The organism is Citrobacter amalonaticus (assembly GCF_018323885.1).
GTDB classification, from domain to species: Bacteria; Pseudomonadota; Gammaproteobacteria; order Enterobacterales; family Enterobacteriaceae; genus Citrobacter_A; species Citrobacter_A amalonaticus.
This window is the reverse complement of the sequence record NZ_AP024585.1, coordinates 1,169,928-1,194,355: the sequence shown is the minus strand read 5'-3', so window position 1 is coordinate 1,194,355 and position 24,428 is coordinate 1,169,928. Positions and strand designations below refer to the sequence as shown.

The 24,428-nt window shown below is 54.4% G+C and carries 20 protein-coding genes and 1 pseudogene; 9 read left to right on the top strand and 12 right to left on the bottom strand.

What is annotated here, in order from left to right:
* Nucleotides 1-110: 110 nt before the first annotated feature.
* Nucleotides 111-1,315: pseudogene (locus tag KI228_RS05625) on the bottom strand (multidrug efflux MFS transporter).
* Nucleotides 1,316-1,483: 168 nt separating this feature from the next.
* Nucleotides 1,484-2,143, bottom strand: coding sequence for an extensin-like domain-containing protein (locus KI228_RS05620; RefSeq protein WP_081097252.1), 660 nt, complete (start codon nucleotides 2,141-2,143; stop codon nucleotides 1,484-1,486).
* A 128-nt stretch (nucleotides 2,144-2,271) separates the two neighbouring features.
* Here KI228_RS05620 and ddlA point away from each other — a divergent pair, with 128 nt between their 5' ends.
* On the top strand, nucleotides 2,272-3,366 hold the full coding sequence (gene ddlA, locus KI228_RS05615) for a D-alanine--D-alanine ligase (protein WP_043001636.1): 1,095 nt from the start codon (nucleotides 2,272-2,274) through the stop codon (nucleotides 3,364-3,366).
* Between the two features lie 42 nt (nucleotides 3,367-3,408).
* Here ddlA and KI228_RS05610 read toward each other — a convergent pair whose 3' ends face one another.
* On the bottom strand, nucleotides 3,409-3,615 hold the full coding sequence (locus KI228_RS05610) for a DUF2754 family protein (RefSeq protein ID WP_043001637.1): 207 nt from the start codon (nucleotides 3,613-3,615) through the stop codon (nucleotides 3,409-3,411).
* 257 nt (nucleotides 3,616-3,872) lie between these two features.
* Here KI228_RS05610 and KI228_RS05605 point away from each other — a divergent pair, with 257 nt between their 5' ends.
* Nucleotides 3,873-4,181, top strand: a complete 309-nt coding sequence (locus KI228_RS05605) for a YaiY family protein (RefSeq protein ID WP_043001638.1) — start codon at nucleotides 3,873-3,875, stop codon at nucleotides 4,179-4,181.
* Between the two features lie 11 nt (nucleotides 4,182-4,192).
* Here the strand turns inward: KI228_RS05605 and KI228_RS05600 are convergent, their stop codons facing one another.
* From KI228_RS05600 to KI228_RS05590, 3 genes are all read right to left on the bottom strand, one after another.
* Nucleotides 4,193-5,287 carry a DUF1615 domain-containing protein gene (locus KI228_RS05600; RefSeq protein ID WP_043001639.1) on the bottom strand — a complete coding sequence of 365 codons (1,095 nt, stop codon included), beginning with the start codon at nucleotides 5,285-5,287 and terminating at the stop codon, nucleotides 4,193-4,195.
* Between the two features lie 14 nt (nucleotides 5,288-5,301).
* The gene (sbmA, locus tag KI228_RS05595) at nucleotides 5,302-6,522 is read right to left on the bottom strand and encodes a peptide antibiotic transporter SbmA (protein WP_212807551.1); all 1,221 of its coding nucleotides are present in this window, start codon (nucleotides 6,520-6,522) and stop codon (nucleotides 5,302-5,304) included.
* A gap of 118 nt (nucleotides 6,523-6,640) precedes the next feature.
* On the bottom strand, nucleotides 6,641-7,174 hold the full coding sequence (locus tag KI228_RS05590; protein WP_043001641.1) for an isochorismatase family protein: 534 nt from the start codon (nucleotides 7,172-7,174) through the stop codon (nucleotides 6,641-6,643).
* Nucleotides 7,175-7,375: 201 nt separating this feature from the next.
* Between KI228_RS05590 and ampH the strand changes: the two genes are divergently transcribed.
* The gene (ampH, locus tag KI228_RS05585) at nucleotides 7,376-8,533 is read left to right on the top strand and encodes a D-alanyl-D-alanine-carboxypeptidase/endopeptidase AmpH (protein ID WP_044259053.1); all 1,158 of its coding nucleotides are present in this window, start codon (nucleotides 7,376-7,378) and stop codon (nucleotides 8,531-8,533) included.
* Here ampH and iprA read toward each other — a convergent pair whose 3' ends face one another.
* Together iprA and ehaB are read right to left on the bottom strand one after the other, a co-directional pair.
* Entirely contained in the window at nucleotides 8,534-9,157 is a 624-nt protein-coding gene (iprA, locus tag KI228_RS05580; RefSeq protein WP_061070483.1) for a hydrogen peroxide resistance inhibitor IprA, read from the bottom strand.
* Nucleotides 9,158-9,245: 88 nt separating this feature from the next.
* Nucleotides 9,246-12,167 carry an autotransporter adhesin EhaB gene (gene ehaB / locus KI228_RS05575; protein ID WP_044259058.1) on the bottom strand — a complete coding sequence of 974 codons (2,922 nt, stop codon included), beginning with the start codon at nucleotides 12,165-12,167 and terminating at the stop codon, nucleotides 9,246-9,248.
* A gap of 512 nt (nucleotides 12,168-12,679) precedes the next feature.
* Between ehaB and hemB the strand changes: the two genes are divergently transcribed.
* Together hemB and olsF are read left to right on the top strand one after the other, a co-directional pair.
* Entirely contained in the window at nucleotides 12,680-13,654 is a 975-nt protein-coding gene (gene hemB, locus KI228_RS05570) for a porphobilinogen synthase (RefSeq protein ID WP_043001645.1), read from the top strand.
* A gap of 120 nt (nucleotides 13,655-13,774) precedes the next feature.
* Nucleotides 13,775-15,496 carry a bifunctional ornithine lipid synthase OlsF gene (olsF, locus tag KI228_RS05565; protein WP_043001646.1) on the top strand — a complete coding sequence of 574 codons (1,722 nt, stop codon included), beginning with the start codon at nucleotides 13,775-13,777 and terminating at the stop codon, nucleotides 15,494-15,496.
* 42 nt (nucleotides 15,497-15,538) lie between these two features.
* Here the strand turns inward: olsF and tauD are convergent, their stop codons facing one another.
* Genes tauD through tauA form a run of 4 tightly spaced genes read right to left on the bottom strand, consistent with a single transcriptional unit; the run spans nucleotide 15,539 to nucleotide 18,952 of the window.
* Nucleotides 15,539-16,390 carry a taurine dioxygenase gene (tauD, locus tag KI228_RS05560; protein ID WP_044328384.1) on the bottom strand — a complete coding sequence of 284 codons (852 nt, stop codon included), beginning with the start codon at nucleotides 16,388-16,390 and terminating at the stop codon, nucleotides 15,539-15,541.
* Nucleotides 16,387-17,214, bottom strand: a complete 828-nt coding sequence (tauC, locus tag KI228_RS05555; protein ID WP_061070484.1) for a taurine ABC transporter permease TauC — start codon at nucleotides 17,212-17,214, stop codon at nucleotides 16,387-16,389. Before tauC ends, tauD begins: the two co-directional genes overlap by 4 nt.
* Nucleotides 17,211-17,978, bottom strand: a complete 768-nt coding sequence (gene tauB / locus KI228_RS05550) for a taurine ABC transporter ATP-binding subunit (RefSeq protein WP_044268750.1) — start codon at nucleotides 17,976-17,978, stop codon at nucleotides 17,211-17,213. Before tauB ends, tauC begins: the two co-directional genes overlap by 4 nt.
* 11 nt (nucleotides 17,979-17,989) lie before the next feature.
* A complete protein-coding gene (tauA, locus tag KI228_RS05545; RefSeq protein WP_043001650.1) occupies nucleotides 17,990-18,952 on the bottom strand; it encodes a taurine ABC transporter substrate-binding protein in 963 nt (320 codons plus the stop codon).
* A gap of 878 nt (nucleotides 18,953-19,830) precedes the next feature.
* Between tauA and KI228_RS05540 the strand changes: the two genes are divergently transcribed.
* From KI228_RS05540 to KI228_RS05525, 4 genes are read left to right on the top strand one after another with little or no spacing between them, the layout of a single operon-like run.
* The gene (locus KI228_RS05540; RefSeq protein WP_061070485.1) at nucleotides 19,831-20,460 is read left to right on the top strand and encodes a response regulator transcription factor; all 630 of its coding nucleotides are present in this window, start codon (nucleotides 19,831-19,833) and stop codon (nucleotides 20,458-20,460) included.
* Entirely contained in the window at nucleotides 20,460-22,001 is a 1,542-nt protein-coding gene (locus KI228_RS05535) for an MASE1 domain-containing sensor histidine kinase (protein WP_061070486.1), read from the top strand. The genes KI228_RS05540 and KI228_RS05535 overlap by 1 nt, the downstream gene beginning before the upstream one ends.
* A gap of 60 nt (nucleotides 22,002-22,061) precedes the next feature.
* Complete coding sequence (uhpC, locus tag KI228_RS05530) at nucleotides 22,062-23,390, top strand: MFS transporter family glucose-6-phosphate receptor UhpC (protein WP_224267591.1); 1,329 nt, start codon at nucleotides 22,062-22,064, stop codon at nucleotides 23,388-23,390.
* Nucleotides 23,387-24,418, top strand: coding sequence for an ABC transporter substrate-binding protein (locus KI228_RS05525; RefSeq protein WP_043001654.1), 1,032 nt, complete (start codon nucleotides 23,387-23,389; stop codon nucleotides 24,416-24,418). The genes uhpC and KI228_RS05525 overlap by 4 nt, the downstream gene beginning before the upstream one ends.
* Nucleotides 24,419-24,428: the final 10 nt, after the last annotated feature.

Sequence of the window (24,428 nt, the reverse complement as noted above, 5' to 3'; positions counted from 1 at the left end):
AAACCGAACGCTAAATTAAAAGCCAGGAATAAAATAGTCACCCCTGGCCATAATCAAAAGTTATGCTAAAAAATGACTAATTTCACTTAAGTCATTTCTTTTTAATCGCTTCACACCCGCTTGCGGATATTTCGCCGCTGACGCAGAACCAGGGCTAACTGACAAATGTTAATCATCACGATAATGGCAGTGGCAATAAATACCCAACGAAATCCTGCCATGGCTGAAACCGTTGCGCCCATCAGCGGGCCAGCGACATTGCCAAGATACATAAACGATTGGTTATAACCAAATATACGCCCGGTTATTTGGTCACTGGAATATTTGACCAGCAGCGTCTGAACCGCGGGTAGCATGGCGCCATCGGCAAAACCGAGCAGAAAACGTAATACCCCGAGCTGGAAAGGCGTCGTCACCCACGACATGGCAAAAACAACACGACCGCACAAATCAGCGTTGCCATCAGGATCCTTTCGGTGCCGATGCGATCCCCAAGTTTACCCAGCCGGGGCGCGGAGATAAGCGCGGAGACCCCAGGCACCGAGGCAATTAATCCACTCAGAAAAGCAATATTATTACTGTCAGGGGCCATCGACTTAATAAATAGCGCCAGGATCGGGCTGATTGAGCCATTACATAACTGAATCACCAGCGTGGTGAAAAACAGGCTGATCACCAGCGCCGGATAAGGTAGCGACGCAAATACGGCTTTTCCGCTCAATCGTTCGCTCTTTTTCAGCGTCGGGCGCACGCCTTCTTTAATCAAAAAGAGCGTGACCATAAAGCTGACGATCAGCAGCATTGCAGTGATAAAAAAGACCGGGCGTAAGCCCACGTGATCGGCAATAAAACCGCCCATCAGCGGGCCACCAATCACACCGCTGATTTGCGCGGTCGCCAGCGTACTGAGCGCCCAGCCACTTCGTTCACGGGGCACCTGAGACGCCACCAGCGCCATCGCATTAGGAATATAGCCGGACGTTAACCCCATGATGCCGCGCAGCAGGAAAAGCTGCCAGACGTTGGTAGCAAAAGCCTGCAGCAGTATCGCAATCGCCATGCCGAGCGAGGCGCGTAGCAACATCAGCTTGCGACCTTTACGGTCTGCCAGGCTACCCCAGAGCGGAGAAACAATCGCGGAAATTAAGAATGTGACGCTGAATGTCAGACCGGACCACATTGAGAGCGCTTCGTGGGAGTTCACCCCAAGCTGCGAAATATAGAGTGGCAAAAACGGCAGGATTTGACTGATTGCCAGACCGGTAAAAAAGCAGCCGAACCAGACGGAAATGAGATTAACTTTCCAGGATTCCATAAACGCTCATCGTGATAAATAGCAGAAAACGCCGGCTAGTTTAGCAATCTCCACGTCTGTCAGGGGATCCGCAGGTGCGGTGGCACGTAATTTGCTATTTTATCTTCCCGTTCACCACATTTGTGATACACATCACATTAAAACCCAACAAGCCACAGGGCTTTATGCTTAGCGACAAAGGCCAATTCCCCGTATTCCCAGGTGAAAATGGTTGGCGTGAGCGGCGTTGTAGTCCGGCCCCAGGCCGTTGCCATAATATTGACAGCTCGCACTGAGCAACGCCCGCAGCCACGTTGCGCTTTCTTCCTGCTTCCAGCCGCGCAGAACGGTAACGTGTCGCCCGTCAGCAAGAATAAAGCCGCTGATGTCCAGGGCCTCTGCGCTCGCGTGTTCGCTACGGCGTGCATCAGGGCGATGGTAAATGTTGCGGCAGGCATAGCTGCCGAGATGCTCGATCCGGGTCAGCTGGCTTTCCATCATACGTTCCGTTAAGGGTGCAGCCTGCTGAGCGACATACAGCGCGGAACGCAGCGCCAACGGACAGGAGGCAAGGAAGCTGCTGCTCAGTTTGACTGCACCAAAATCCCGCACCCGTACTACGTCTGTTAAGGGACATTCGCCAGCGCTGTCGGCTACGGACTGCGACGTGATCAGCTTCTGCTCGTTTGCCTGTTGCAACAGCGTCTGACAGCGCGCTGGCGTCAGACGTTTAAGCTTAAATTGGGTAAGCCAGTTGGGCGGATCGGATACCTCAAGCGGGGCGAGCGGGTCATAATAAGACGGCAGATAGCGATATCCCACGCCACACGCCACGCTCAGAATGATCATCGTCAGCCAGACTTTTCCTCTCACGCATCCTCCCGTGTAATTCTCCCTAACATTATGGCAGAAGCCCGCGAATCCCTCGTTTTGTCGTGGTAATGTATACGCTTTGCGTTCGAAGGAATGGGTTTAAGATGGCAAAGTTGCGGGTAGGAATCGTATTTGGTGGTAAATCAGCGGAACATGAAGTGTCATTGCAATCGGCAAAAAATATTGTCGATGCCATCGACAAGACCCGCTTTGAAGTCGTGCTGTTAGGCATTGATAAGCAAGGACAATGGCACGTCAGCGATGCCAGCAATTATCTGCTCAATGCCAACGATCCTGCGCATATTGCGCTGCGTCCTTCTGCGACCAGCCTTGCGCAGGTTCCGGGCAGACACGAGCAACAGTTGATTGATGCGCAGAATGGTCAGCCGCTACCGACCGTAGACGTGATTTTCCCGATTGTTCACGGCACGCTGGGTGAAGATGGTTCGCTGCAGGGAATGCTGCGCGTGGCGAATCTGCCCTTCGTGGGTTCCGACGTGTTGGGTTCAGCCGCGTGTATGGATAAAGACGTCACCAAACGCTTGTTGCGTGATGCCGGACTGACTATCGCGCCGTTTATTACGCTGACGCGAGCCAACCGCAACACGATAAGCTTTGCCGAGGTAGAAGCCCGTCTTGGCCTGCCGCTGTTCGTTAAGCCCGCCAATCAGGGATCGTCTGTCGGCGTTAGCAAAGTCACCAGCGAAGCGCAGTACGCGCAGGCGGTCGCCCTCGCCTTCGAATTCGATCACAAAGTGGTGGTGGAGCAAGGGATCAAGGGGCGCGAGATCGAGTGCGCAGTGCTGGGCAACGATCATCCGCAGGCCAGCACCTGTGGCGAGATCGTGCTCAACAGTGATTTCTATGCCTACGACACCAAATACATTGACGATAACGGCGCGAAAGTGGTGGTTCCTGCGGCGATTGATCCGCACATCAACGACAAAATCCGCGAGATCGCCATTCAGGCGTATCAGGCACTGGGCTGCGCTGGCATGGCACGCGTCGATGTCTTTTTAACCGCCGACAATGAGGTGGTGATCAATGAGATCAACACCCTGCCAGGCTTTACCAACATCAGCATGTATCCGAAACTCTGGCAGGCCAGTGGATTAGGTTACACCGACTTGATCACCCGTTTGATCGAACTGGCGCTGGAGCGCCATGCTGCAGATAACGCGCTGAAAACGACGATGTAATCTGCACTCCCCGATAAGCCTGACAGCGGTTTGTTGTCAGGCTTACGCCGCGTCATCCTCCACGCGACGACGAATAATCAATCCTGCCAGCCAGAAACTGACGATCCAGGTCACCAGCCCCACGGCATAGGTTTGCCAGCCCCTGGCTTCAAACCCCAATAGCCCGACAACGCCGTTCAGAATGAAAATCAGGCCGATAGCAAAGGCGTAGTAGTGCCAGTCACGGCGAATTTTTAAAGGCAGGTTCATGGAAACTCCGCAGCGAAAAAAACGTATCGTCGCATATTACGGGAAACCGGTCTGTGTCGTGTGCGGAATTTCTTAAATGTTGCCAAATTTAATTTAAGGTAACAAATTTGTGACAACTGACAAAAATCTGCAATCCAGGATTCATCCCAGACTGAAATTACCATCATTCTGATATTGACAAACGCGATGACCTGTCACACTCACGGTAAGTTACTGGCATGGTGTCAGAGATGCAGAATTACTCGCGGAGGTCATTTATGGCTGATTTCACTCTCTCAAAATCCTTGTTTAACGGGAAACATCGAGAAACCGCCTCTACGCCAGGCAATATCGCTTATGCCGTGTTTGTTCTGTTCTGTTTTTGGGCCGGGGCGCAGATCCTGAACCTGCTGGTTCACGCGCCTGGCGTATATGAACATCTGATGCAAGTGCAAGAGACAGGACGCCCGCGCGTAGAGATTGGGCTGGGCGTCGGCACCATCTTTGGTCTGGTGCCGTTTCTGGTCGGCAGTCTGATTTTCGGCGTCATCGCCGCCATTCTGCGCTGGCGCTACCGCCGCCAGTAATGGCCAGGCGGTTATTGCCCCATGCACTTCGCCCGACGATCGTCGACCCGTTTTGCAAACCATGCCGTGGTGAGATTACGGGTGATTTTCGGGCTTTCCAGTTGAATACCGGGCAGCATTTCACGCGGTAATCTCTTCCCTGTCTTTGCTTCAGCAAGCGTAAACACCTTTTTGTAAAGCGCCGTTTCTTCAAACGCCAGACTGTCGCCTTTCTCCAGTTGGCGACGGATCGCGCTTTCGCTGAGATCCAGTTTTCCCGCCAGTTTACGCACCGCCAGCTCCGTTTTACCGGCGTCTTTACTGCCGTAGGCGATCAGGTCGCCATCCAGCGCCAGTTTGACGCCGCTGGCTTTACTGACTGCGTTCTGAAACGCGGCGTTTCGACTGGCATACCATCCGGCGTTGAAGTCGGCAAAGCGGAAAATCGGCGCGCTGTAGTTGGCCGGGTAATTGAGCAAATGGTAGGTTCCGAACCAGAGTCCACCGCGACGGCTGAACACTTCCTGGCGCACCGTTCCCTCCATCTTCCACGGATATCCTTTGCTGTGCTGCTCGGCAAACGCAATGCTGACCTGCATCGGACCACCGGTATGGACCGGATTCAGCGAACCGAACAGCGTCTGCCCCATCGGCACCATATTAATAAAGTCATCGAAAATGGCGCTGAGCTGTTTTTCCGTTTTTACTGTGTCCAGACGCTCGCTATAGCTTTTCCCGTTCGGGGAGGTGATTTTCAGCGCGGTATGCACCAGGAAAACCGGAATATGCATCCGTTCGGCGCGCCGGTCTATCTCCTTCCAGGCAATGTTGTTCAATCCCGGAACGGCGGGATCGGCCTGATAGTTGGACTCCTGCTGCGCGACCGCCAGCACCGAACAGATATTTTCCACCGTCGGTGCCAGCTTCTGGCTTTCAAAGGTTTTGGCGATATCCTGCGCCCAGGCGTCCCGATCCTTCACGCTGGCCGGCATTTTCTGGCGCACCACGCTCGCGACATCGACCGGTTTCTCGCCTTTTTTGAGCGGTTGCGAAGGCTGACTGCTACATCCCGCCAGCACCAGTCCGGCCAGCAATGACAAAGGGTAAAGACGAGACACTGCCGACATAACGTTTCCTTTTGTTAACCAAGTGTGTGGGTGACAGCCTGAATATCCCGCTCGTCCAGTTCACGCTCAAAACTGCGCAGACGTTTATAGATAGACATCAGTTCAACCAGCGTTGTCCAAGAGTTGATCAGGTACTGGAACGCGCCCCGCACCTGGCTAAAGACGTTGGTAATTTGCGTCATCAGACCCAGGGTAATCGTACCGGCAACAATCGACGGAAACAGCAGGAACAACCCGAAAACGTTGTCCACCTGCAGGTAGAGAATGCGCGCGATATTAAAATACATGTAGTGGAAATAGAGACGGAAATAGTTCTGGCGAACCGCACTGAACAGCTCACGAACCGTCGGCGGCGTGGCGCGGTTGGCATCATCTTCCCCGTATACCAGCTCTTTACGATAAGCCGCTTCCACCCGCTGATTTTTAAATTCCAGTCCCGGGAGCTTGATCCCGACTACCGCCAGCATACCGGTGCCCATCAGTGACCAGACGATCGCCGCAATCACCAGGCCATAAGGCACATGGCCGACTATCGGCAGTTCGGGCACGTGCGGAGAAAGCGCAACCAGCACCGGCAGGAAGGCGATTAGCGTCATGATAGCGTTAATAAAGCTCACGCCCATGCTTTCCAGCGTTGAGGCAAAACGCATGGTGTCTTCCTGCACACGCTGCGCGGCCCCCTCGATATGGCGCAAATGCTGCCACTGCGCCATGTAATATTCGTTCATCGCCGTACGCCAGCGGAACACATAGTGGCTGACAAAAAAGTTGTTCAGCACGCTAATCACCACGGCAATCAGCGCGATACCAAGAAAGATCCCCAGTTCGTTATAGAACTGGCTCATGGTGACCTTATGTGGTGCGCTGAGGGCGGTCTGGATCAGATCGTAAAATGGCGCATACCAGGCGTTGACGGCCACCCCGACTTCAACGAGAAACCAGGTGACGAAGATAATCAGCGAGGTGCCAAGAATTGACCAGTACTGCCAGCGATGCGGACTGTAGAGAAACCAGAACAGCGCAAACAGCCCGACGCAGAGCACGTAGTAGGCATAAAAAATCAGGTAGCTCGACGACCAGAAACGGGCGGCGCTGATAGGCACGGCGCCCGTTGCACCAGTCATCCGCGCAACCCAGTCCCCACCACCGGCTTGCCAGAAAATAACCGCGACTATTGCCCAAATAAAAGCCGAAAGGAAAAAAGGACCCGGCTTGGGGAAAAAAGACTTAAACATGATGCTCTCCTGCTCACTTCTTATCGTTATGACAACTGCTGTGCTTCTGCCGCTGTGCGGACTAAAAATAAACGATCACAACAGGCGAAACCGCCCATTGTGACCAACATGGCGACGCTTAGTTCGTTTTCCAGTCCTGAAGAATTGTTTCGACGGGTTTCACACGTACCGGATTGCCCGGCACGATCAGATTGCGCCAGACATCATTATGGTGCGCAATCAGCGTCTGGGCAGGTGCAGCCGCGCGATGTGCGGTGGTGTGGGCATCTTCCGCAACCGTAATGCGATAACTCCGGCTGGCACCGTTTCTGATGGTGGTATCGACACAATAGTCCGTCGCACAGCCGCAGATGACAAAGTGTGAAATCGCCTGCTCGCGGAGCAACTGTTCGAGCGCCGTTTTGTAAAAAGCATCACAGGCGGTTTTCGTGACATATTTGGCGTTCACGGGTGTCTCCAGTTCAGGCAGCAGCGCAAACCCCGCGCTCCCCTCCTCCAGGCCACCCGCCTCGGTGTGTTGAATAAAAATCGTGAGATCGGCTGCCCGCGTCAATTGATTGATACGTTCCACACACGCATCCCGATTAATACGCGGCGTGGCAAACACGCCGATTTGCATATCAACAACCATCACAACCCGTTTTTCAGACATCGTCAGCCCCATCCAAGAGTGGTAATGAAAGATTATTGCACGCCGCGGATCACAAAAGCGGACTTTCTTTCGCGGCAAAAACGCTACGTTTACGCGTCGTTACGTTTTTCTCACTATCCTTGCTCTAATTAGCGCTTTGCAACAGGCGGTACAGTAGTATAAATACGCTTAGTTTTTTACTCTCATTCATGGACACCACCGTTGAAACGTAGTCTGCTTTTTTCTGCCGCGCTGTGTGCGGCGTCATTGACCTCAGTCCAGGCGGCTCAGCCTGTTGCCGAACCGGTTTTTGCGTCTGATATTGTCGAACGTTACGCCGAACATATTTTTTATGGCAGCGGCGCGACGGGGATGGCACTCGTCGTGATCGACGGAAACCAGCGTGTTTTTCGCAGCTTCGGTGAAACCCGTCCGGGCAATAACGTTCGTCCGCAGCTGGATTCGGTGATTCGCATTGCATCACTCACCAAACTGATGACCAGTGAAATGTTGGTCAAACTGCTCGATCAGGGCACCGTAAAACTGAACGATCCGCTGAGCAAATATGCCCCCGTCGGCGCGCGCGTACCGTCGTATGAGGGAAAACCGATCACGCTGGTCAACCTGGCGACGCACACCAGCGCACTGCCCCGTGAACAACCCGGCGGCGCGGCAAAGCGCCCGGTATTTGTCTGGCCGACGCGTGAACAGCGCTGGAGCTATCTCTCCACGGCGACGTTAAAAGCCGCTCCGGGTTCACAGGCGGCCTATTCCAATCTGGCGTTCGACCTGCTGGCGGATGCGCTGGCAAACGCCTCCGGCAAACCCTATGCCCAGCTTTTTGAAGAGAAAATCACCCGCCCGCTGGGCATGAAAGACACGACCTATACTCCCTCTCCCGATCAGTGCAAACGTCTGATGGTCGCGGAGAAAGGGGCCAGTCCGTGTAATAACACGCTGGCAGCCATCGGCAGCGGCGGGGTTTATTCAACGCCGGGGGATATGATGCGCTGGATGCAGCAGTATCTTTCCTCTGATTTTTACCAGCGCAGTAATCAGGCCGACAGAATGCAAACGTTGATTTATCAGCGCGCGCAGTTAACGCGGGTAACCGGTATGGATGTCCCCGGCAAGGCCGATGCGTTGGGCTTAGGATGGGTCTATATGGCGCCGAAGAATGGACGCCCGGGCATTATTCAAAAGACCGGCGGTGGCGGAGGGTTCATTACCTATATGGCAATGATTCCGCAAAAAAATGTGGGTGCGTTTGTCGTTGTCACTCGCTCTCCGCTCACCCGCTTCACAAGCATGAGCGACGGTATTAACGAACTGGTGGTTGAACTGAGCGAAAATACACCGCGCGAGGTTCCTGCGTCTTAATTAATAATCAGAAGGCAAACGGTTTATTCCCACCAGTTTGCCTTTATTCATTTCGATGTAGCCGCCTTTTCGTAACGCCGCAAGGACCTCTGCTACCACGGAACGCGAAATTTGCGTGCGCTGATGAATATAACTCATCACCCCAATTTTTGAGCGTAAACCTTCATCCCACTCAATCATCGAGAAAAGGGTGGTTCGGATCTGTTCGTAGGAATTATTACCAATTAACTGGCGATCGCGCTGCTGCAGGATACGGTTCTGCCAGGTCAGCCAGTAAAACGCCTCACGCCATAGCTGATATTCTTCAATAATCTCAACAGCTTGTAACGACGGCAGGTGATAACCTGAACATACTCCCTCGCTGATGAGATCATAATGAGCATCATTTTTCATCACCCCATTGCTCAATCCCATAATGAAAGGGGCCTGGGCGATACCCACAAGAATATGTTCATTACGTCTTAATGAGATGATCCCTTCCAGAATCACTACCGTCGTGTCGGGATTCTTTTCAGTGGAATAAAGAAGATGTTTTGCATGGACATATTCAAAACGTGTCCCAAATTTTGACAACGACTTATCAAGCTGAGCAAATTCTTTTAACGGTTTATTCAGAGATAACATCTGCGCGTTCCTTGCAGTAATGCCCGCCAAATTCTTGACGGGCATTTTTTAGATTAACGACGCGATATCCATTTCCGTAAGGGAATGATTACCAGGTATATTTAACGCCTGCGTTAGCCGACCAGTCCTGATCAACATCGCCGCCGCCAAGGTAGTTCGCATCGGTATACGCGCTGAAGTTCTTGGTAAAGCTGAACTGCGTACCCAGCCCAACGCGAACCGCTGAACCTTTGGTGCCATTGTCGATTGAATCGCCGTTGACATCCGCATGGTTGCCCTGATCGTCATACACGTACGCCAGTTTGAAGTAAGGCGTCAGAGCCTGATCCTGGCTATAGGTGAAGGTATAGCCCGTATCCACACCCAGTTCATAGCGCATGCTGTCGTAAGACTGACCGTCAAGATGCATGTCGTTGCTCAAACGATAGTCGTCACCAGACTGGAACAGACCTGACACGCTGCCATACGGCGTAACATAACCCGCGTCACCCACTTTCCAGTCGTAGCCCACTTTCAAACCGAAGCCCCAGGCATCTGTTGACGTGTTGCCATCGACATACTGACCGTCACTCATATTGGCAGACAGATCGTTGTTGAAGTGAGAGTAGCTCAGGTTGCCATCCACAAAGACGTCATTGGCAAATCGGGCAGAGGAGTACAGGTAAGCAGACTGACTATCCTGATCTACCTGGCCGGTATGGTCGCTCATGTCGCCTTTAGCGAAACCGGCTGCCGCACCAACAATCCATTTAGCGTTGTTACCATCAACTTTGGTATCCACACCCACCATGATGCCGTTGACATCCTGGTCGTAATTGATGGTGCCATTGTCGCCGCTGAAACCGCCGCCGAAGTAGCTTACCCATGCGCCGCCGTTATCCGCCAGACCGTGGCGAGAGTTGGTCAGACGTGTTCCAACGGTATCCTGCTCCAGGTTCCAGGTATTGGTGTTCGCAGACGGGATGCTCAGCGCCATATTGGCATAGTCAGTCAGCTCCATCTGTTGCATAACAACTGTATTACCCTGCTGCTGAGCCTGGTACGTGTACGCCCCCAGGTCTGCTTTATTGGCCGCAGAGAAAGTCGCGGTGCTGTTCTTATCGTTAACGTAGATCAGCTCTTTGCCTTTGTAATCGGCAATGGAGCCTGCACCCGTGGCGTTATCGATACGCACTTTGTAGTTACCGGTTGCCGCCGCAATGCCGTCGCCCGCGTTATCCACTTCAGACAGATCAGCGGTGTAAGCATCGCCGTTACCATTAATCGTCAGGTGACCATCGGAATTCATGCCGATAACACCGTAACCATAGTTAGACTTGCTGGTGTCTGCAGTGCGATCGTTGACCAGATCAGCGTTCAGAACGTAGTTGTTGCTGTGAATGTCAAATACACCGGCATGCACATTGCCACCCGCATCGGTGGTGCTGGTCAGATTCAGGGTATCCGTCTGCAGCGCATAGTCCGCGCTGTTACCGACATCCAGAACACCGTCGTTTGTGACCTTAATGGTGTTGGCATACAGCGCAGCATCACCCACGCTCCAGCCTGAAGCCACATCATCAGCAATAGTCACGGTACTGTTGTCAACCGTCAGGGTATCTGTCGCGACATGACCATCTTCGTTAATGTTCAGCGCTGCGCCACCGGTCAGGCCAATGGTGTCAGAAACCAGCGATGAATCGCCGACGTTCACCACAGAACCGCTGTTGATGCTCAGCGTATCAATCAGAGAGGTTTTGGTGGTATCCCACTGTGAACCATTCTTCAGCGTGACGTTGAACAGACCGCTTTGATAAACCTCTTTACCCACAACATGACCATTTTCGTCATAGGCGGTGTCGCCGTTATCAATGCCATACGTTGAGGTCGGCCACAGGCTGTTAGACGCGATATCAATCAGCGTAGCAGTCGCGTCAGTACCCGCAGCAACGCTGTCATACACACCGTCGCCATCGGTATCGACCTGGTGGACGGACATCGCCGCACCCACCCATTTACTACCGTTATCTAATGTCAGATCCAGACGATCGGTGCCATCCCAGCCGTTGGTATCCACATTTGCATCGGTATCACGATAGCTATCAGCGCCGTTCGGGAAGAAGTTTTCGTCAAAGTTGCTGGAGAAAACCACATCGCCCATCAGCGTAGAATTACTGAAAGTTGCGGTGGTCTGCATCGCATTGTCTGCCGCCGGATTTGCAATCACAGCTAATGCAATATCATCTGCGGTGTTTGTACCGCTGTAATCGCTGGCGTTACCGTTATTGCCGAACCAACCCGTGGTGCCTTCGTCAGACAATGAGCCTGAGGTCACGGTAGAGTCCTTCACCGTAATGGTGTTATTGAACACTTCATTGCTGTTTACGCCAGTGCTGACGGTATTATCGTCAACATCCTGCCATTCATAACCCTGAGTCAGGGTAATACCGGCAACATGGGAGTTGTTGCTGATAGCCAGGTCAACTTCCTGATCTAGAGTGATCGCGGTGCCCAGGTTGTAGACATCAACCACATGCGTATCTGCAGTGCCGTCGGTATGGGTGCCGTTGTAAGTATAATGTTCGTAGTTGTCGTCGATAGTTGAGTTATCAACGGTCAGCGCCAGACGATCATAAACATAGCCGGTCGCATCACGTCCGGCACAATCCTCCGTCATGCACTGTGAGGTAATCATTCCGTGAACAGTACTGTTTTTAATCGTCAGGCTGTTACTGTTGGTGTTGGTCGTCAGACCATCATCCAGATAGTACGTTGAAATCACACCGTTAACGGTCGCGTTATTGATGACCGGATAGATGTCTCCGTTATACACGCTATCGGTGCCGTAGTTATTCCAGCCGACATAGCCATCGTAGTACACACCATCCGCATAAGTCGCGTCGTTAAGGTGTTCAAAGGTGGTGTACGTCTTGCCAGAAATATCAGTTGAAGCATTCGCCTGAGAAGTGATTGCCAAAGTGCAGGCTAATGCTAATTGTGAGACTACAAGTTTCTTTTTCCAGGAGTGCATTTGTCATCCCTCCTCAGGGACGTAATAGTGTTGATCCATCAATATCAATGCATAGAAAACATTATGTTTCGCGAAGAGGATTATGCGGTGTCCACAATGAAAGGTTCAATTATTCTTTATCCGTAGTCCGAAAACGGACAATAATAAAAACCAGGGAAACACTCAGTTGAAAAATAAAAAATAACTTATAAATCAATACAATAAAAAGGAAAAAGACAAGGATACATATAATAAATCAATACTTAATACAGCGAGTATTGATAATAACGAAAAAAAATAAAAAACCAGCCAACCTAAATACATAAAAACTCAAATAAATAGATATTCAAAATAACCAAACGAATAACAATCACACTTTCAAATATGAATTTTTAGCTATTCATATTAAAAAATTGCCATGCAATTTCTTTTATTTATTAATAAAACAAAACCATAAGGCCCATTTTCGTAAAACACTCGCCCGCGGCTTCAGGTATACTATGGCCTTCACTTTCACAAGCATCAGGCATCCCATGACAGACTTAATCCATCGCCCTCGCCGTCTGCGCAAATCTGCAGCGCTACGTGCCATGTTTGAAGAGACAACACTCAGCTTGAACGATCTGGTGTTGCCGATCTTTGTTGAAGAAGAACTCGACGACTACAAAGCGATTGAGGCCATGCCCGGCGTCATGCGCATCCCGGAAAAACACCTGGCGCGCGAGATTGAGCGTATTGCCAACGCCGGTATTCGTTCCGTCATGACCTTTGGCATCTCACACCATACCGATGACACCGGTAGCGATGCCTGGAAGGAAGACGGTCTGGTGGCGCGGATGTCGCGTATCTGCAAGCAGACCGTACCAGAAATGATCGTGATGTCAGACACCTGCTTCTGCGAATATACCTCCCACGGCCACTGCGGCGTGCTGTGTGAACACGGCGTCGATAACGATGCCACGCTGGCAAACCTGGGTAAACAGGCGGTTGTCGCGGCCGCCGCAGGCGCAGATTTCATCGCCCCTTCCGCGGCGATGGATGGTCAGGTGCAGGCGATTCGCCAGGCGCTGGATGCCGCAGGCTTTACCGACACCGCCATCATGTCCTACTCCACCAAATTTGCCTCGTCGTTCTATGGTCCGTTCCGCGAAGCGGCGGGCACGGCGTTGAAAGGCGATCGCAAAACTTACCAGATGAACCCGATGAACCGCCGTGAAGCGATTCGCGAATCGTTGCTTGATGAAGCACAGGGCGCGGACTGCCTGATGGTGAAACCGGCGGGGGCCTATCTTGACGTACTGCGTGACATTCGTGAGCGCACAGAGCTGCCGCTCGGCGCGTATCAGGTCAGCGGCGAATACGCGATGATCAAATTTGCCGCTATGGCAGGCGCCATTGATGAAGAAAAAGTGGTACTGGAAAGCTTAGGCGCTATCAAACGCGCAGGCGCGGATCTGATCTTCAGCTACTTCGCACTGGATCTGGCAGAGAAAAAAATCCTGCGTTAAGTTTTCCCTGAACATGCCGGGTGGCCTCGCCATCCGGCCTTTCCCCAAAACGTCACCCAAACGTCATACCAGCGACACTTACCGCTTCTACTGTCAGCACAGGAAGAAGGAGGTGTTGTGATGTTCAGTCTCGATAACGTACTCAGCGACCTTTGGCCCGAGGCGAGAACCACGCCCTGGCAGAAAAAGGTGTTACAACGCGTATTGTATGAAAAAGAGTTCCAGCTGTTTGCCGCCCGCCATTGCCATCTGAAAGGCGTGGATATGGTGGAACAAGTCCTGGAACATCTCCAAATACGTTGTGAAATCCCCGAGCACCACATTGAAAACATCCCCGAAAATGGCCCTCTGATCATTATTGCCAACCACCCTACCGGGGCGCTGGATGGACTGGCGCTCATCTATGCCCTCTCCCGCGTACGGCGCGACATCAAAGTGGTGACTAACCGGCTGCTCTCCCATCTGGAACCTCTGAGTTCGTTGTTTATCCCGGTCGATAATATTCAGGGACGCACGCCAAAATCGTCGTTACAGCAAATGGATAGCCATCTGCAGACCGGCGGCGCGCTGGTTTTCTTCCCGGCAGGGGAAGTTTCGCGTCTGACGCTAAAGGGAATCGCTGAACGCCGCTGGCACTCCGGGTTTATCCGCATGGCAGAAAAGTACCGGACGCCGCTGCTACCGGTACATATTCAGGCCTATAACAGTCCGCTGTTCTATGCCAGCGGACTGGTTTCTTCCCGCGCCACGCTGCTGCTGTTAATGCAGCAAATGTTTCGCCGCCGTGGCAGCACGCTACCCGTACGTATAGGCCAACAAATTGCCTGGACGCAATGGTCTACCAGCAAAAGCAGCGTGCGCGAGCAGGCGGAAAAGTGCCGGGAGCACGTGATTGCGTTGGGCAAAGGCCGACCAGGTCTCTTTCGTACCGAATCGACAATCGCCCCGCCGGAAAACAGAGCGCGACTGAAACGCGAGCTGGCACAGGCGGAATGTCTGGGAATAACCGCCGACGGTAAGCACATTTATCTCTGGCAGCGCAACGGGCAAGAGGAAGCGACGGTCCTGCGCGAGCTGGGACGACTGCGTGAAATCGCCTTTCGCGCCGTGGGTGAAGGGAGCGGCAAGCGCAGAGATATCGATCGCTACGATGATGACTATCTGCATTTGATCTTATGGGACGAGGAGGATCTTGAGATCGTCGGCGCTTACCGGTTTATCCCCTGCGCACAACAACTGGAAAAGCAGGGGCTGGATGGACTCTACAGTCACAGTCTGTTTGATTACGATGAGCAGATGGCGGACATCATGAAACACGGTATTGAACTGGGACGTAGCTTTATTCAGCCGCGCTACTGGGGACGTCGCGGGCTGGATTATCTCTGGTCAGGAATCGGCGCATACCTGGCGCGTTACCCGCAGTATCGTTACCTGTTCGGACCCGTGTCTATCTCCGGAGGATTACCGCCGGATGCGCGCGATCTGCTGGTTGCCTTCTATCGTCTGTGGTTCCCGCCCACGCATCCGCTGGCCGTCTCACGCCAGCCGTATCCCGCTTCGCTACCGGATGTGCTGGCGCAGTTTACCGGTAGCGACTACGCCGACGATCTGACGCGGCTGAAGTCGCTGCTGGGAAATCTGGGCTGCGGTATTCCCCCACTCTATAAGCAATACTCAGAGCTCTGCGAACCCGGCGGCGTACAGTTCATCGATTTCGGCAGCGATCCGGATTTTAACCACTGCGTAGATGGCTTGGTATTGGTGGATTTGACCCGTCTGAAGGCCAACCGTTATCAGCGCTATATTGAGGCACATTTATCACGCCATTGCCCGGTGACGTGACGCGTACCGGGCCGACAATGACATACCGGCCCGAGGCGGAAATTACGGCGCTCGATAAAACGGTTTATCCCCTAAAATCGTGGCACGGTGCATAATACGCCGCTGCGGCAGGTAATCGGCGTTCGCATAATGCTGCGTCACACGATTATCCCAAATCGCCACATCATTCGGCTGCCAGCGCCAGCGCACCTGGAATTCCGGTTTCGTAATATGCGCAAACAGAAAGCCAAGCAGCGCCTCACTCTCTTTCTCCGTGACGTCAACAATGCGCGTAGTGAAGCCTTCATTCACAAACAGCGCCTGTTTACCACTGATCGGATGGGTTCTTACCACCGGGTGCACCAGCGGCGGATGCTTTGCCACCGCTTCACGCCAGCGCTGATGCTCTTCCTCTGTTTTGCGGTATTTGTATTCCTGGAAGGACTTGCGGAAGTCATGCTCCGCCCGCAAACCGCTCAGCAACTGACGAAACGGCTCCGACAACGCCTCATACGCCGCAATGCCGCTGGTCCACAGCGTGTCGCCCCCGGTTGACGGCAACGCTTTTGCCGCCAGAATCGCCCCGGCAGGCGGTGTCTCAATAAACGTCACGTCGGTGTGCCAGTTGTCATTATCCGGCGGATTATCATTGTGGGTATCCAGCACGATAATCTCCTCGACGCCCTCCGCATGCGGATAGACCGGATGGATATGCAGATCGCCAAAGCGCTGGGCCAACGCCCGTTGCTGTTGTGGCGTAATGGCCTGTTCGCGCAGGAACACCACCTGATGGCGCAGTACCGCGTGATAAAGCTGCTCAAACTGATTGTCGCTCAGCGGACGGGTCAAATCCGCCCCGGCGATCTGTGCGCCGATGTACGGCCCCAGCGGGGTAATGCTCAGACGTTCACTCATTGGACTTCTCCATGCCAGGGCGTCAGACGGCGCTGAAGCGCACGCAGACCCAGTTCTAAAATAAAGGCGATAATCGCAATCACCGCGATCCCCGCCAGCACCACGTCGGTCGCCAGAAACTCACCGGCCGACTGCACCATAAACCCTAACCCCCGCGTTGCCGCAATCAGCTCCGCCGCCACCAGCGTCGACCAGCCCACGCCAAGTCCGATGCGTAATCCGGTGAGGATCTCCGGCAGCGCGCCTGGCAGGATCACCAGCCACAGTACCTGCGCCCGGCTCGCGCCCAGCGATCGGGCGGCGCGGATCCGTACCTGCTGCGCGCTCTTCACGCCCGCCAGCGCCGACATGGCGACCGGGGCAAAAATTGCCAGGTAGATCAACAGGATCTTGGACGTTTCGCCAATCCCGAACCAGATAACCATTAATGGCAGATAAGCCAGCGGCGGCACCGGACGATAAAGCTCGATGATCGGATCGAGAATGCCGCGTAGCGTCGGACTGAGCCCCATCGCAATCCCGATCGGAATACCGAACGCCACCGCAGCCAGCAGCGCCAGCACGATGCGGGTCAGACTCGCGGCCAGATGCTGCCACAGCGTGGCATCCATAAATCCTTGCGGACCAGCGATGGTGATAAGCTTTTGCATCACCTGGTCCGGCGGCGGCAAAAACAACGGGCTTATCAGCTGCAGCGCGGCAACCGTCCACCACACCGCCAGAATCACCGTTAGCGTCGCCAGGCTCAGCGTAATCTGGCGCGAGAACGGCCAGCGCCATCTCAGTGGCCGTTGGCGCGGTTTGTCGTTGATCACCACACTCATGAGAAGGCCTCCCGTTGTTCAAAGACGCGGCTTAAGACATATTCGCGGGTCGCGATAAACTGCGGATCGGACTTAATGCTGCGGCTCGCTTCGCCTGCCACAAAGCGCCGGGCAAAGGTCAACGGCAGACGCTCCAGCACCCGGCCAGGTCCTGGTGACAACAGCACCAGTTCGGTCGCCATAAACACTGCTTCTTCAATATCATGTGTTATCAGCAGCACCTGCTTGCCGGTCTCATGCCAGAGTTTCAGCAGCAGGGTTTGCATCTGTTCACGGGTAAAGGCGTCCAGCGCGCCAAAGGGTTCATCCAGCAGCAACAGCTGTGGGTTCGCCGCCAGCGCGCGGGCAATGCCAACGCGCTGGCGCTGACCGCCGGAAAGCTGCCAGATGAAGCGTTTTCCCGCGCCTTCCAGCCCCACTTTTTTCAACATATCCTGAGCGATGCTGACACGCTGCGCTTTCCCGATGCCCGCCAGTTGCAGACCCAACGCGACGTTATCCTGCACGTTGCGCCACGGCAGCAGCCCTTCGTGCTGAAACACCACGCCGCGCTCTGCCCCCGGCCCGTCAACGCGTTTTCCCGCCAGCTGAATGCTACCGTGTTGATACGGTACAAATCCGGCAATCAGGTTCAGCAGCGTCGTTTTGCCACATCCCGAAGGCCCCAGCACCACCAGCAGCTCACCACTGTCGAGCGTCAGATTGATATCTTCCAGCGCCGGTTTACCACCGTAATCGGCGTACAGATGAGAAAGTTGCAGCATCAGCGCCTCCTTTATTGCACGAAGCGGTCGGTGACGTACTGGCTGTAATCGCTTGCCACCGCAGGCACCTTGCCCTGCTCTTTCAGAAACTGCGCGGTGTCGATAATCGCTTTGTTTACCGGTCCGGTTAGCTCAGCCGTCTGCTGCTGGGGAGTGAGATAGGTATTGCCTTTTACCAGTCCCGGCACATCGGCTTCCGGAACGCCGCTCAGACGCGACAGCTTGCTGATGTTCTCCGGTTGCTTCAGCCATTCGTCGGGATTGGCGATATAGGACTGCTGCGCGTCGATGGCGCTTTTCGCGAAGGCTTTCACTACCTCCGGATGCTTCTCGGCAAAGTCTTTGCGCACGACCCACACATCCAGCGTCGGTGCGCCCCACTCACCGACTTTTTCCGAGTCGGTCAGCACCTTGCCGTCTTTTTCCAGCGCGTTAACGGCAGGTGCCCAGACGTAGGCACCATCAATATCTCCGCGCTGCCAGGCGGCGATAATCGCTGGCGGCTGCAGGTTCACAATCTCCACCTGACCGGGTTTAATCCCCCAGTGTTTTAACGCGGCCAACAGGCTGTAGTGGGTGGTGGAGATAAACGGCACCGCGATGCGTTTGCCGATCAGATCCTCGGGTTTACCAATCGTTTTTTTCACCACCAGAGCTTCGGAGTTACCGAGTTTTGACGCCAGCAGGAAAACCTCGATCGGCACCTGTTGACTGGCGGCGACCGCCAGCGGACTGGAGCCGAGATTGCCGATCTGTACGTCGCCGGAGGCCAGGGCGCGCACAATACTCGCGCCGCTGTCGAATTTACGCCAGTCGACGGTGGCCCCACTCTCTTTGGCGAAGGTGTTATCCGCCTGGGCCACTTTTGCCGGTTCAGCGGAGGTTTGATACGCGACGGTGACGTTCACCGCCTGCGCCTGAAAGGTGATGAATGCCAGTGCGGCAAGAAGTGTATTACGCGATGAAACGGCCATAGTGTCTGCTCCCCTGTCTTGTTATGGAGGCAGTATTTCGTTATGGCCGGATTTGATAAAGGAATTAAAAATTCTTGCTAAGAACAAAGCGTTTTTAGAAAAAAAGTGGGAATGGTTAGTTGGGATATGACTTTCATGTCACCGTATCAAACGGTTCCGTTCGCCTTGTATTTCTAACCGTGGAACAGACGTTTTCATGTCACTTCATCAAAGGGTTCCGTTCGCCCTACGAACCGTGATTCTCTGGACGTAAATTTTCCGCGAACGTGTTAAGGAGGCTCGTCGCCGCCTCCTTAACAATCCTGCCTCCCGGCAGGAAAATTGTCGGCAATTTTCAGCCGGACCCATCCACACCTGACCATCTCTGCGGTTTGCTTTTTTTACAGCGAAATGAATTTACCTGAAGAGCAGAGAATCGAAGCGGTGCCATTGGTCCGGCGTGAAAATCGATGAACCGTTGACGGCTGCCCGGGTCCGCCCGCAGGGAAGCGGGCGGAGGGGTCGGCCTGCAGGGATGCAGGCTCGACCCCGACCCGAAAGGCAGACGACATAAGGCGAATGGACCACGAAGTGGCGATTTTCCTTGCCGGGAGCCGGGATTGTTAAGGGCGTGGCGGAGAACGCCCTTAACACGTTCGCGGGTGAGTAAGTTCCAAAGAAGCAATAGTCATAAAGCGAACGGAACCCTTTGATGAAGTGACATGGAAATGCCTGAAATCTTTCCCGGGCCCCTTTAATGAAATGACATGAAAACACATACCACCAGCGCCCCCAAATATTGCCATTTTGTTACATTCATTCCATAACTGTACCTGATTGATTGCCAGCCCAGCGGCGCCAGGCATCATAGGATCATTATCCGGCAAGAGAGCAAAATCATGATACGTGTGGTGCTGGTGGACGACCATGTGGTGGTGCGTTCCGGCTTTGCGCAGTTACTCAGTCTCGAAGAAGACCTCGACGTCGCAGGCCAGTATAGCAGCGCGGCGGAAGCCTGGCCTGCGTTGTTGCAGGACGACGTTAACGTTGCGGTGATGGACATCGCCATGCCGGACGAAAACGGTCTGAGCCTGCTGAAACGCCTGCGGGCACAGAGGCCGCAATTTCGCGCCATTATTCTTAGCATCTATGACACACCAGCCTTCGTGCAGAGCGCGCTGGATGCGGGAGCCAGCGGTTATCTGACCAAACGCTGCGGGCCGGAAGAGTTAGTGCAGGCCGTCCGTTCCGTTGGGCTGGGGGGACATTACCTCTGCGCGGATGCGCTGCGGGCGTTGCGTGGTGGAGAACCGTCATCACCGGTACTGGAAGTTCTGACACCACGCGAACGGGAAGTGTTTGATTTACTGGTCAAAGGCGACAGCGTTAAGGAGATTGCCTTCAAACTCGATCTCAGCCATAAAACGGTCCATGTCCATCGCGCCAACGTGCTGGGCAAGCTGAACTGTCACAGCACCATCGATCTGGTTCATTTCGCTCTCGACCATCAGTTACTGGCGGGGCATTGATGTCGCACAACCTCCGCCACGTCGTCATCTCACTGTTTATTGTGCTGGCCTGGGGCACCGGCTGGCTGATGCTGTGGACGCTCGGTTTTTATCTGACCCACAACGGCCAGCAGGCGGCCCTGTTCCTGCCGCACGGCGTCTACCTGGCGCTGCTGATCCTGCTTTCACGCCGCTACTGGCTCGCGCTGGTGCTGCCACCGATGATGATGATGTTCTGGCTGCACAGCGAGCAACTGCTCAATGGTTATATTCTGCTGACCACACCGCTTATCAGCATGATTCCCGCCAGCCTCGCACAGGCTTTCTGGTACCGTTTCCCTCTTTACTGGCAGCGGCTGACGCTGTTGCTGGCCACGGTAACAGCCGCCTCATTGCTCAACGCCGCTCTGCTGTCGCCGTTTGTCAAAAGTCCGGCGATGCTGCTCGGGCTGGCATCGTTTACCGGTGGCGTGCTACTGACGCCGTTCGTTTATCTGATCTTCGAGTTTCTGCGCCAGCAGCATCGCTACCACCTGCTGGGTCTGGACACCAATAACCCGCCGCTGCGTACCTCGCTCATCATCTGGTGCAGCCTGTTTTTTATCATTGGCATTGGCACCCAGATGGTGCTGTCGCCAGAGATTGAACGCCTGCTGTTGATTGTGGTGTTTCTGCCCAACGTGGTGATGGCGTGGAAATTCGGCTGGCAGGGTGGCGTGCTCTCGGGGCTACTCGGCAGCATGATGATCACCATCGCCCGCCAGATTGGCGTGGGCTTCAGCAATCTGATTGAACTGGAGATTTTTCTCGCGACACAGTCACTGCTCGGTATTGGTCTGGGGATCGCCATCAGTCGTCAGCAGCATCTGGCGCAAAACCTGCACCATTATCGCCGGCGTCTGGAAGCGGAACTGGCGGCGCGGCGCGCGCTGGCCGAGAAACTGGTGCATACCGAAGAGGATACGCGCAAGAGCCTGGCGCGCGAACTGCATGACGAGATTGGGCAGAACATCACCGCCATTCAGATCCAGTCGCAACTGGTAAAACGGGCGCACGATCCGGCGCAAGCCCAGGCCGCCGCCAGCCAGATCAACGATCTCGCCCGGCGAATCCATCACTCCACCCGCCAGTTGTTGCGCCAGCTTCGCCCACCCGCGCTGGACGAACTGTCGTTCAAAGAGGCGCTGCTCCACCTGCTCAACGAGTTTGCCTTTACGGAACGCGGCATTCACTGCCAGTTTGACTATCAGCTTACCGCCACGCCCGAGAATGAAACGGTGCGCTTCACTCTCTATCGACTGTTACAGGAGTTGCTCAACAACATCTGTAAACACGCCGGGGCCAGCGAAGTACGAATTGTTCTGCGTCAGCAGGGAGATATGCTGCATCTGGACGTGTCCGACAACGGCGTGGGGATCAGTGCAGACAAGATAGCCGGTTTTGGCATTCAGGGAATGCGCGAGCGGGTCAGCGCCCTCGGGGGTGAACTGGCGCTGGAATCGCGGCACGGTACGCGGGTAAGTGTTAACTTGCCCACAAATTTGCAACAAATCGCCTTCTGACCAGGAAAAAGTCTTAGTCACTCCGGACTTTCTCTCATCCCCTTTCGGTTTCTCTTTCTTATAGTCAACAAAACGGAGACGGCTATGCACGCAGGCGCAGCAACTGACATCACACAACGTTACCGGACGCTGCGTCCCCGGCTGCTGATGTACATGGTCATCGGTTACGCCGCGTTTTACCTGACGCGTAAAAGCGTTAACTACGTGCTGCCAGCGCTGCAAACCGATCTCGGGCTGGATAAAAGTGACATCGGTCTGCTGGGTTCCTTGTTTTATCTGACCTACGGCCTGTCGAAATTTACCGCCGGGTTGTGGCATGACAGCCACGGACAGCGTTGGTTTATGGGCGCGGGACTGTTCGCTACTGGCCTGTTGAACGTGGTGTTTGCTTTTGGCGAGTCGCTGACGCTGCTGCTGGCAGTCTGGACGCTGAACGGTTTTTTTCAGGGCTGGGGATGGCCGCCCTGTGCTCGCCTGCTGACCCACTGGTATTCGCGTAACGAACGCGGCTTCTGGTGGGGCTGCTGGAATATGTCGATCAACATTGGCGGGGCGATTATCCCGCTGATTAGCGCCTTCGCCGCCCACTGGTGGGGCTGGCAGGCCGCAATGCTGATGCCAGGGATAATTAGCATGGCGCTGGGAATGGGGTTAGCGCTGCAACTGAAAGGCACGCCCCAGGAAGAGGGGTTACCGTCCGTCGGCAACTGGCGCAACGATCCGCTGGAGCTGCGCCAGGAGCAGCAGAGTCCACCGATGGGACTGTGGCAAATGCTGCGTACCACGATGCTGAAAAACCCGATGATCTGGCTGCTGGGCGTTTCGTATGTACTGGTCTATCTGATCCGCATTGCGCTTAACGACTGGGGCAACATCTGGCTGACGGAAAGCCACGGCGTCAACCTGCTCAGCGCCAACGCCACGGTGATGCTGTTTGAAGTCGGCGGACTCCTCGGCGCGCTGTTTGCCGGCTGGGGGTCGGACCTGCTGTTTAGCGGTCAGCGGGCGCCGATGATTTTGCTGTTTACGCTGGGCCTGATGGTCTCTGTCGCCGCGCTATGGCTGGCACCCGTTCATCATTACGCCCTGCTTGCTGTCTGTTTCTTTACGGTGGGCTTTTTTGTCTTTGGTCCACAAATGTTGATTGGTCTGGCGGCGGTGGAATGCGGACACAAAGCGGCTGCAGGCTCAATCACTGGTTTTCTCGGCCTGTTCGCCTATCTGGGGGCAGCGCTGGCGGGCTGGCCTCTGTCGCTGGTCATTGAACGCTACGGCTGGTCGGGGATGTTCAGTTTGCTCTCGGTCGCCGCCGTACTTATGGGTTTACTGCTGATGCCGCTGCTGATGGCGGGCATCACCACCACTCTCAGTCAAAGGATAAAACAATGAAAATGACCCTTACCTCTACTCTGATTGCCTCCGCCGTTGCGCTGGCGACCTTATCGGGCGCCGCACACGCGAAAGGGCGTCTGGTGGTGTATTGCAGCGCCACCAACGAGATGTGCGAAGCGGAAACCAAAGCCTTTGGGGAAAAATATGACGTGAAAACGTCGTTTATTCGCAACGGCTCCGGCAGCACGCTGGCGAAGGTTGATGCCGAGAAGAAAAACCCGCAGGCTGACGTCTGGTACGGCGGCACGTTGGATCCACAATCTCAGGCCGGTGAAATGGGTCTGCTGCAGCCGTACAAATCCCCTAACCTGGAACAGGTCATGGAGAAATTCCGCGATCCGGCGAAAGTGAAAGGCAACCTCTCGTCAGCGGTCTACGTGGGGATCCTCGGTTTTGGCGTAAACACTCAACGCCTGAAAGAGAAAAACCTGCCGGTGCCGAAATGCTGGAAAGACCTGACCAAACCGGAATACAAAGGTGAAATTCAGATTGCCGATCCGCAAAGCTCCGGTACGGCCTACACCGCACTGGCCACTTTCGCCCAACTCTGGGGTGACGATCAGGCCTTTGATTACCTGAAACAACTGAACGCCAACGTCTCGCAGTACACCAAATCCGGTATTGCCCCGGCGCGTAACGCGGCTCGTGGCGAAACCGCCATCGGCATTGGCTTCCTGCATGACTACTCGCTGGAAAAAGAACAGGGCGCACCGCTGGAGCTGATCTCTCCGTGTGAAGGTACCGGTTATGAAATCGGCGGCGTCAGCATCCTGAAAGGGGCACGTAACCTCGACAACGCCAAACTGTTTGTCGATTGGGTACTGTCAAAAGACGCCCAGGAACTGGCGTGGAAGAAAGGCAAGTCCTATCAGATCCTGACCAATACCACCGCCGAAACCTCGCCGAACTCGCTGAAGCTCGACGACCTGAAGCTTATCAACTATGACATGGATAAATACGGTTCAACGGATGTCCGTAAAGCGTTGATCAATAAATGGGTCAGCGAAGTGAAGATGGGTAAATAAGCCCACACGA

Bases quoted from the DNA above. Each gene is read 5' to 3' on its own strand.
- KI228_RS05620 (WP_081097252.1), bottom strand. From the start codon at position 2,143: ATGATCATTCTGAGCGTGGCGTGTGGCGTGGGATATCGCTATCTGCCG.
- ddlA (WP_043001636.1), top strand. From the start codon at position 2,272: ATGGCAAAGTTGCGGGTAGGAATCGTATTTGGTGGTAAATCAGCGGAA.
- KI228_RS05610 (WP_043001637.1), bottom strand. From the start codon at position 3,615: ATGAACCTGCCTTTAAAAATTCGCCGTGACTGGCACTACTACGCCTTT.
- KI228_RS05605 (WP_043001638.1), top strand. From the start codon at position 3,873: ATGGCTGATTTCACTCTCTCAAAATCCTTGTTTAACGGGAAACATCGA.
- KI228_RS05600 (WP_043001639.1), bottom strand. From the start codon at position 5,287: ATGTCGGCAGTGTCTCGTCTTTACCCTTTGTCATTGCTGGCCGGACTG.
- sbmA (WP_212807551.1), bottom strand. From the start codon at position 6,522: ATGTTTAAGTCTTTTTTCCCCAAGCCGGGTCCTTTTTTCCTTTCGGCT.
- KI228_RS05590 (WP_043001641.1), bottom strand. From the start codon at position 7,174: ATGTCTGAAAAACGGGTTGTGATGGTTGTTGATATGCAAATCGGCGTG.
- iprA (WP_061070483.1), bottom strand. From the start codon at position 9,157: ATGTTATCTCTGAATAAACCGTTAAAAGAATTTGCTCAGCTTGATAAG.
- ehaB (WP_044259058.1), bottom strand. From the start codon at position 12,167: ATGCACTCCTGGAAAAAGAAACTTGTAGTCTCACAATTAGCATTAGCC.
- hemB (WP_043001645.1), top strand. From the start codon at position 12,680: ATGACAGACTTAATCCATCGCCCTCGCCGTCTGCGCAAATCTGCAGCG.
- olsF (WP_043001646.1), top strand. From the start codon at position 13,775: ATGTTCAGTCTCGATAACGTACTCAGCGACCTTTGGCCCGAGGCGAGA.
- tauD (WP_044328384.1), bottom strand. From the start codon at position 16,390: ATGAGTGAACGTCTGAGCATTACCCCGCTGGGGCCGTACATCGGCGCA.
- tauC (WP_061070484.1), bottom strand. From the start codon at position 17,214: ATGAGTGTGGTGATCAACGACAAACCGCGCCAACGGCCACTGAGATGG.
- tauB (WP_044268750.1), bottom strand. From the start codon at position 17,978: ATGCTGCAACTTTCTCATCTGTACGCCGATTACGGTGGTAAACCGGCG.
- tauA (WP_043001650.1), bottom strand. From the start codon at position 18,952: ATGGCCGTTTCATCGCGTAATACACTTCTTGCCGCACTGGCATTCATC.
- KI228_RS05540 (WP_061070485.1), top strand. From the start codon at position 19,831: ATGATACGTGTGGTGCTGGTGGACGACCATGTGGTGGTGCGTTCCGGC.
- KI228_RS05535 (WP_061070486.1), top strand. From the start codon at position 20,460: ATGTCGCACAACCTCCGCCACGTCGTCATCTCACTGTTTATTGTGCTG.
- KI228_RS05525 (WP_043001654.1), top strand. From the start codon at position 23,387: ATGAAAATGACCCTTACCTCTACTCTGATTGCCTCCGCCGTTGCGCTG.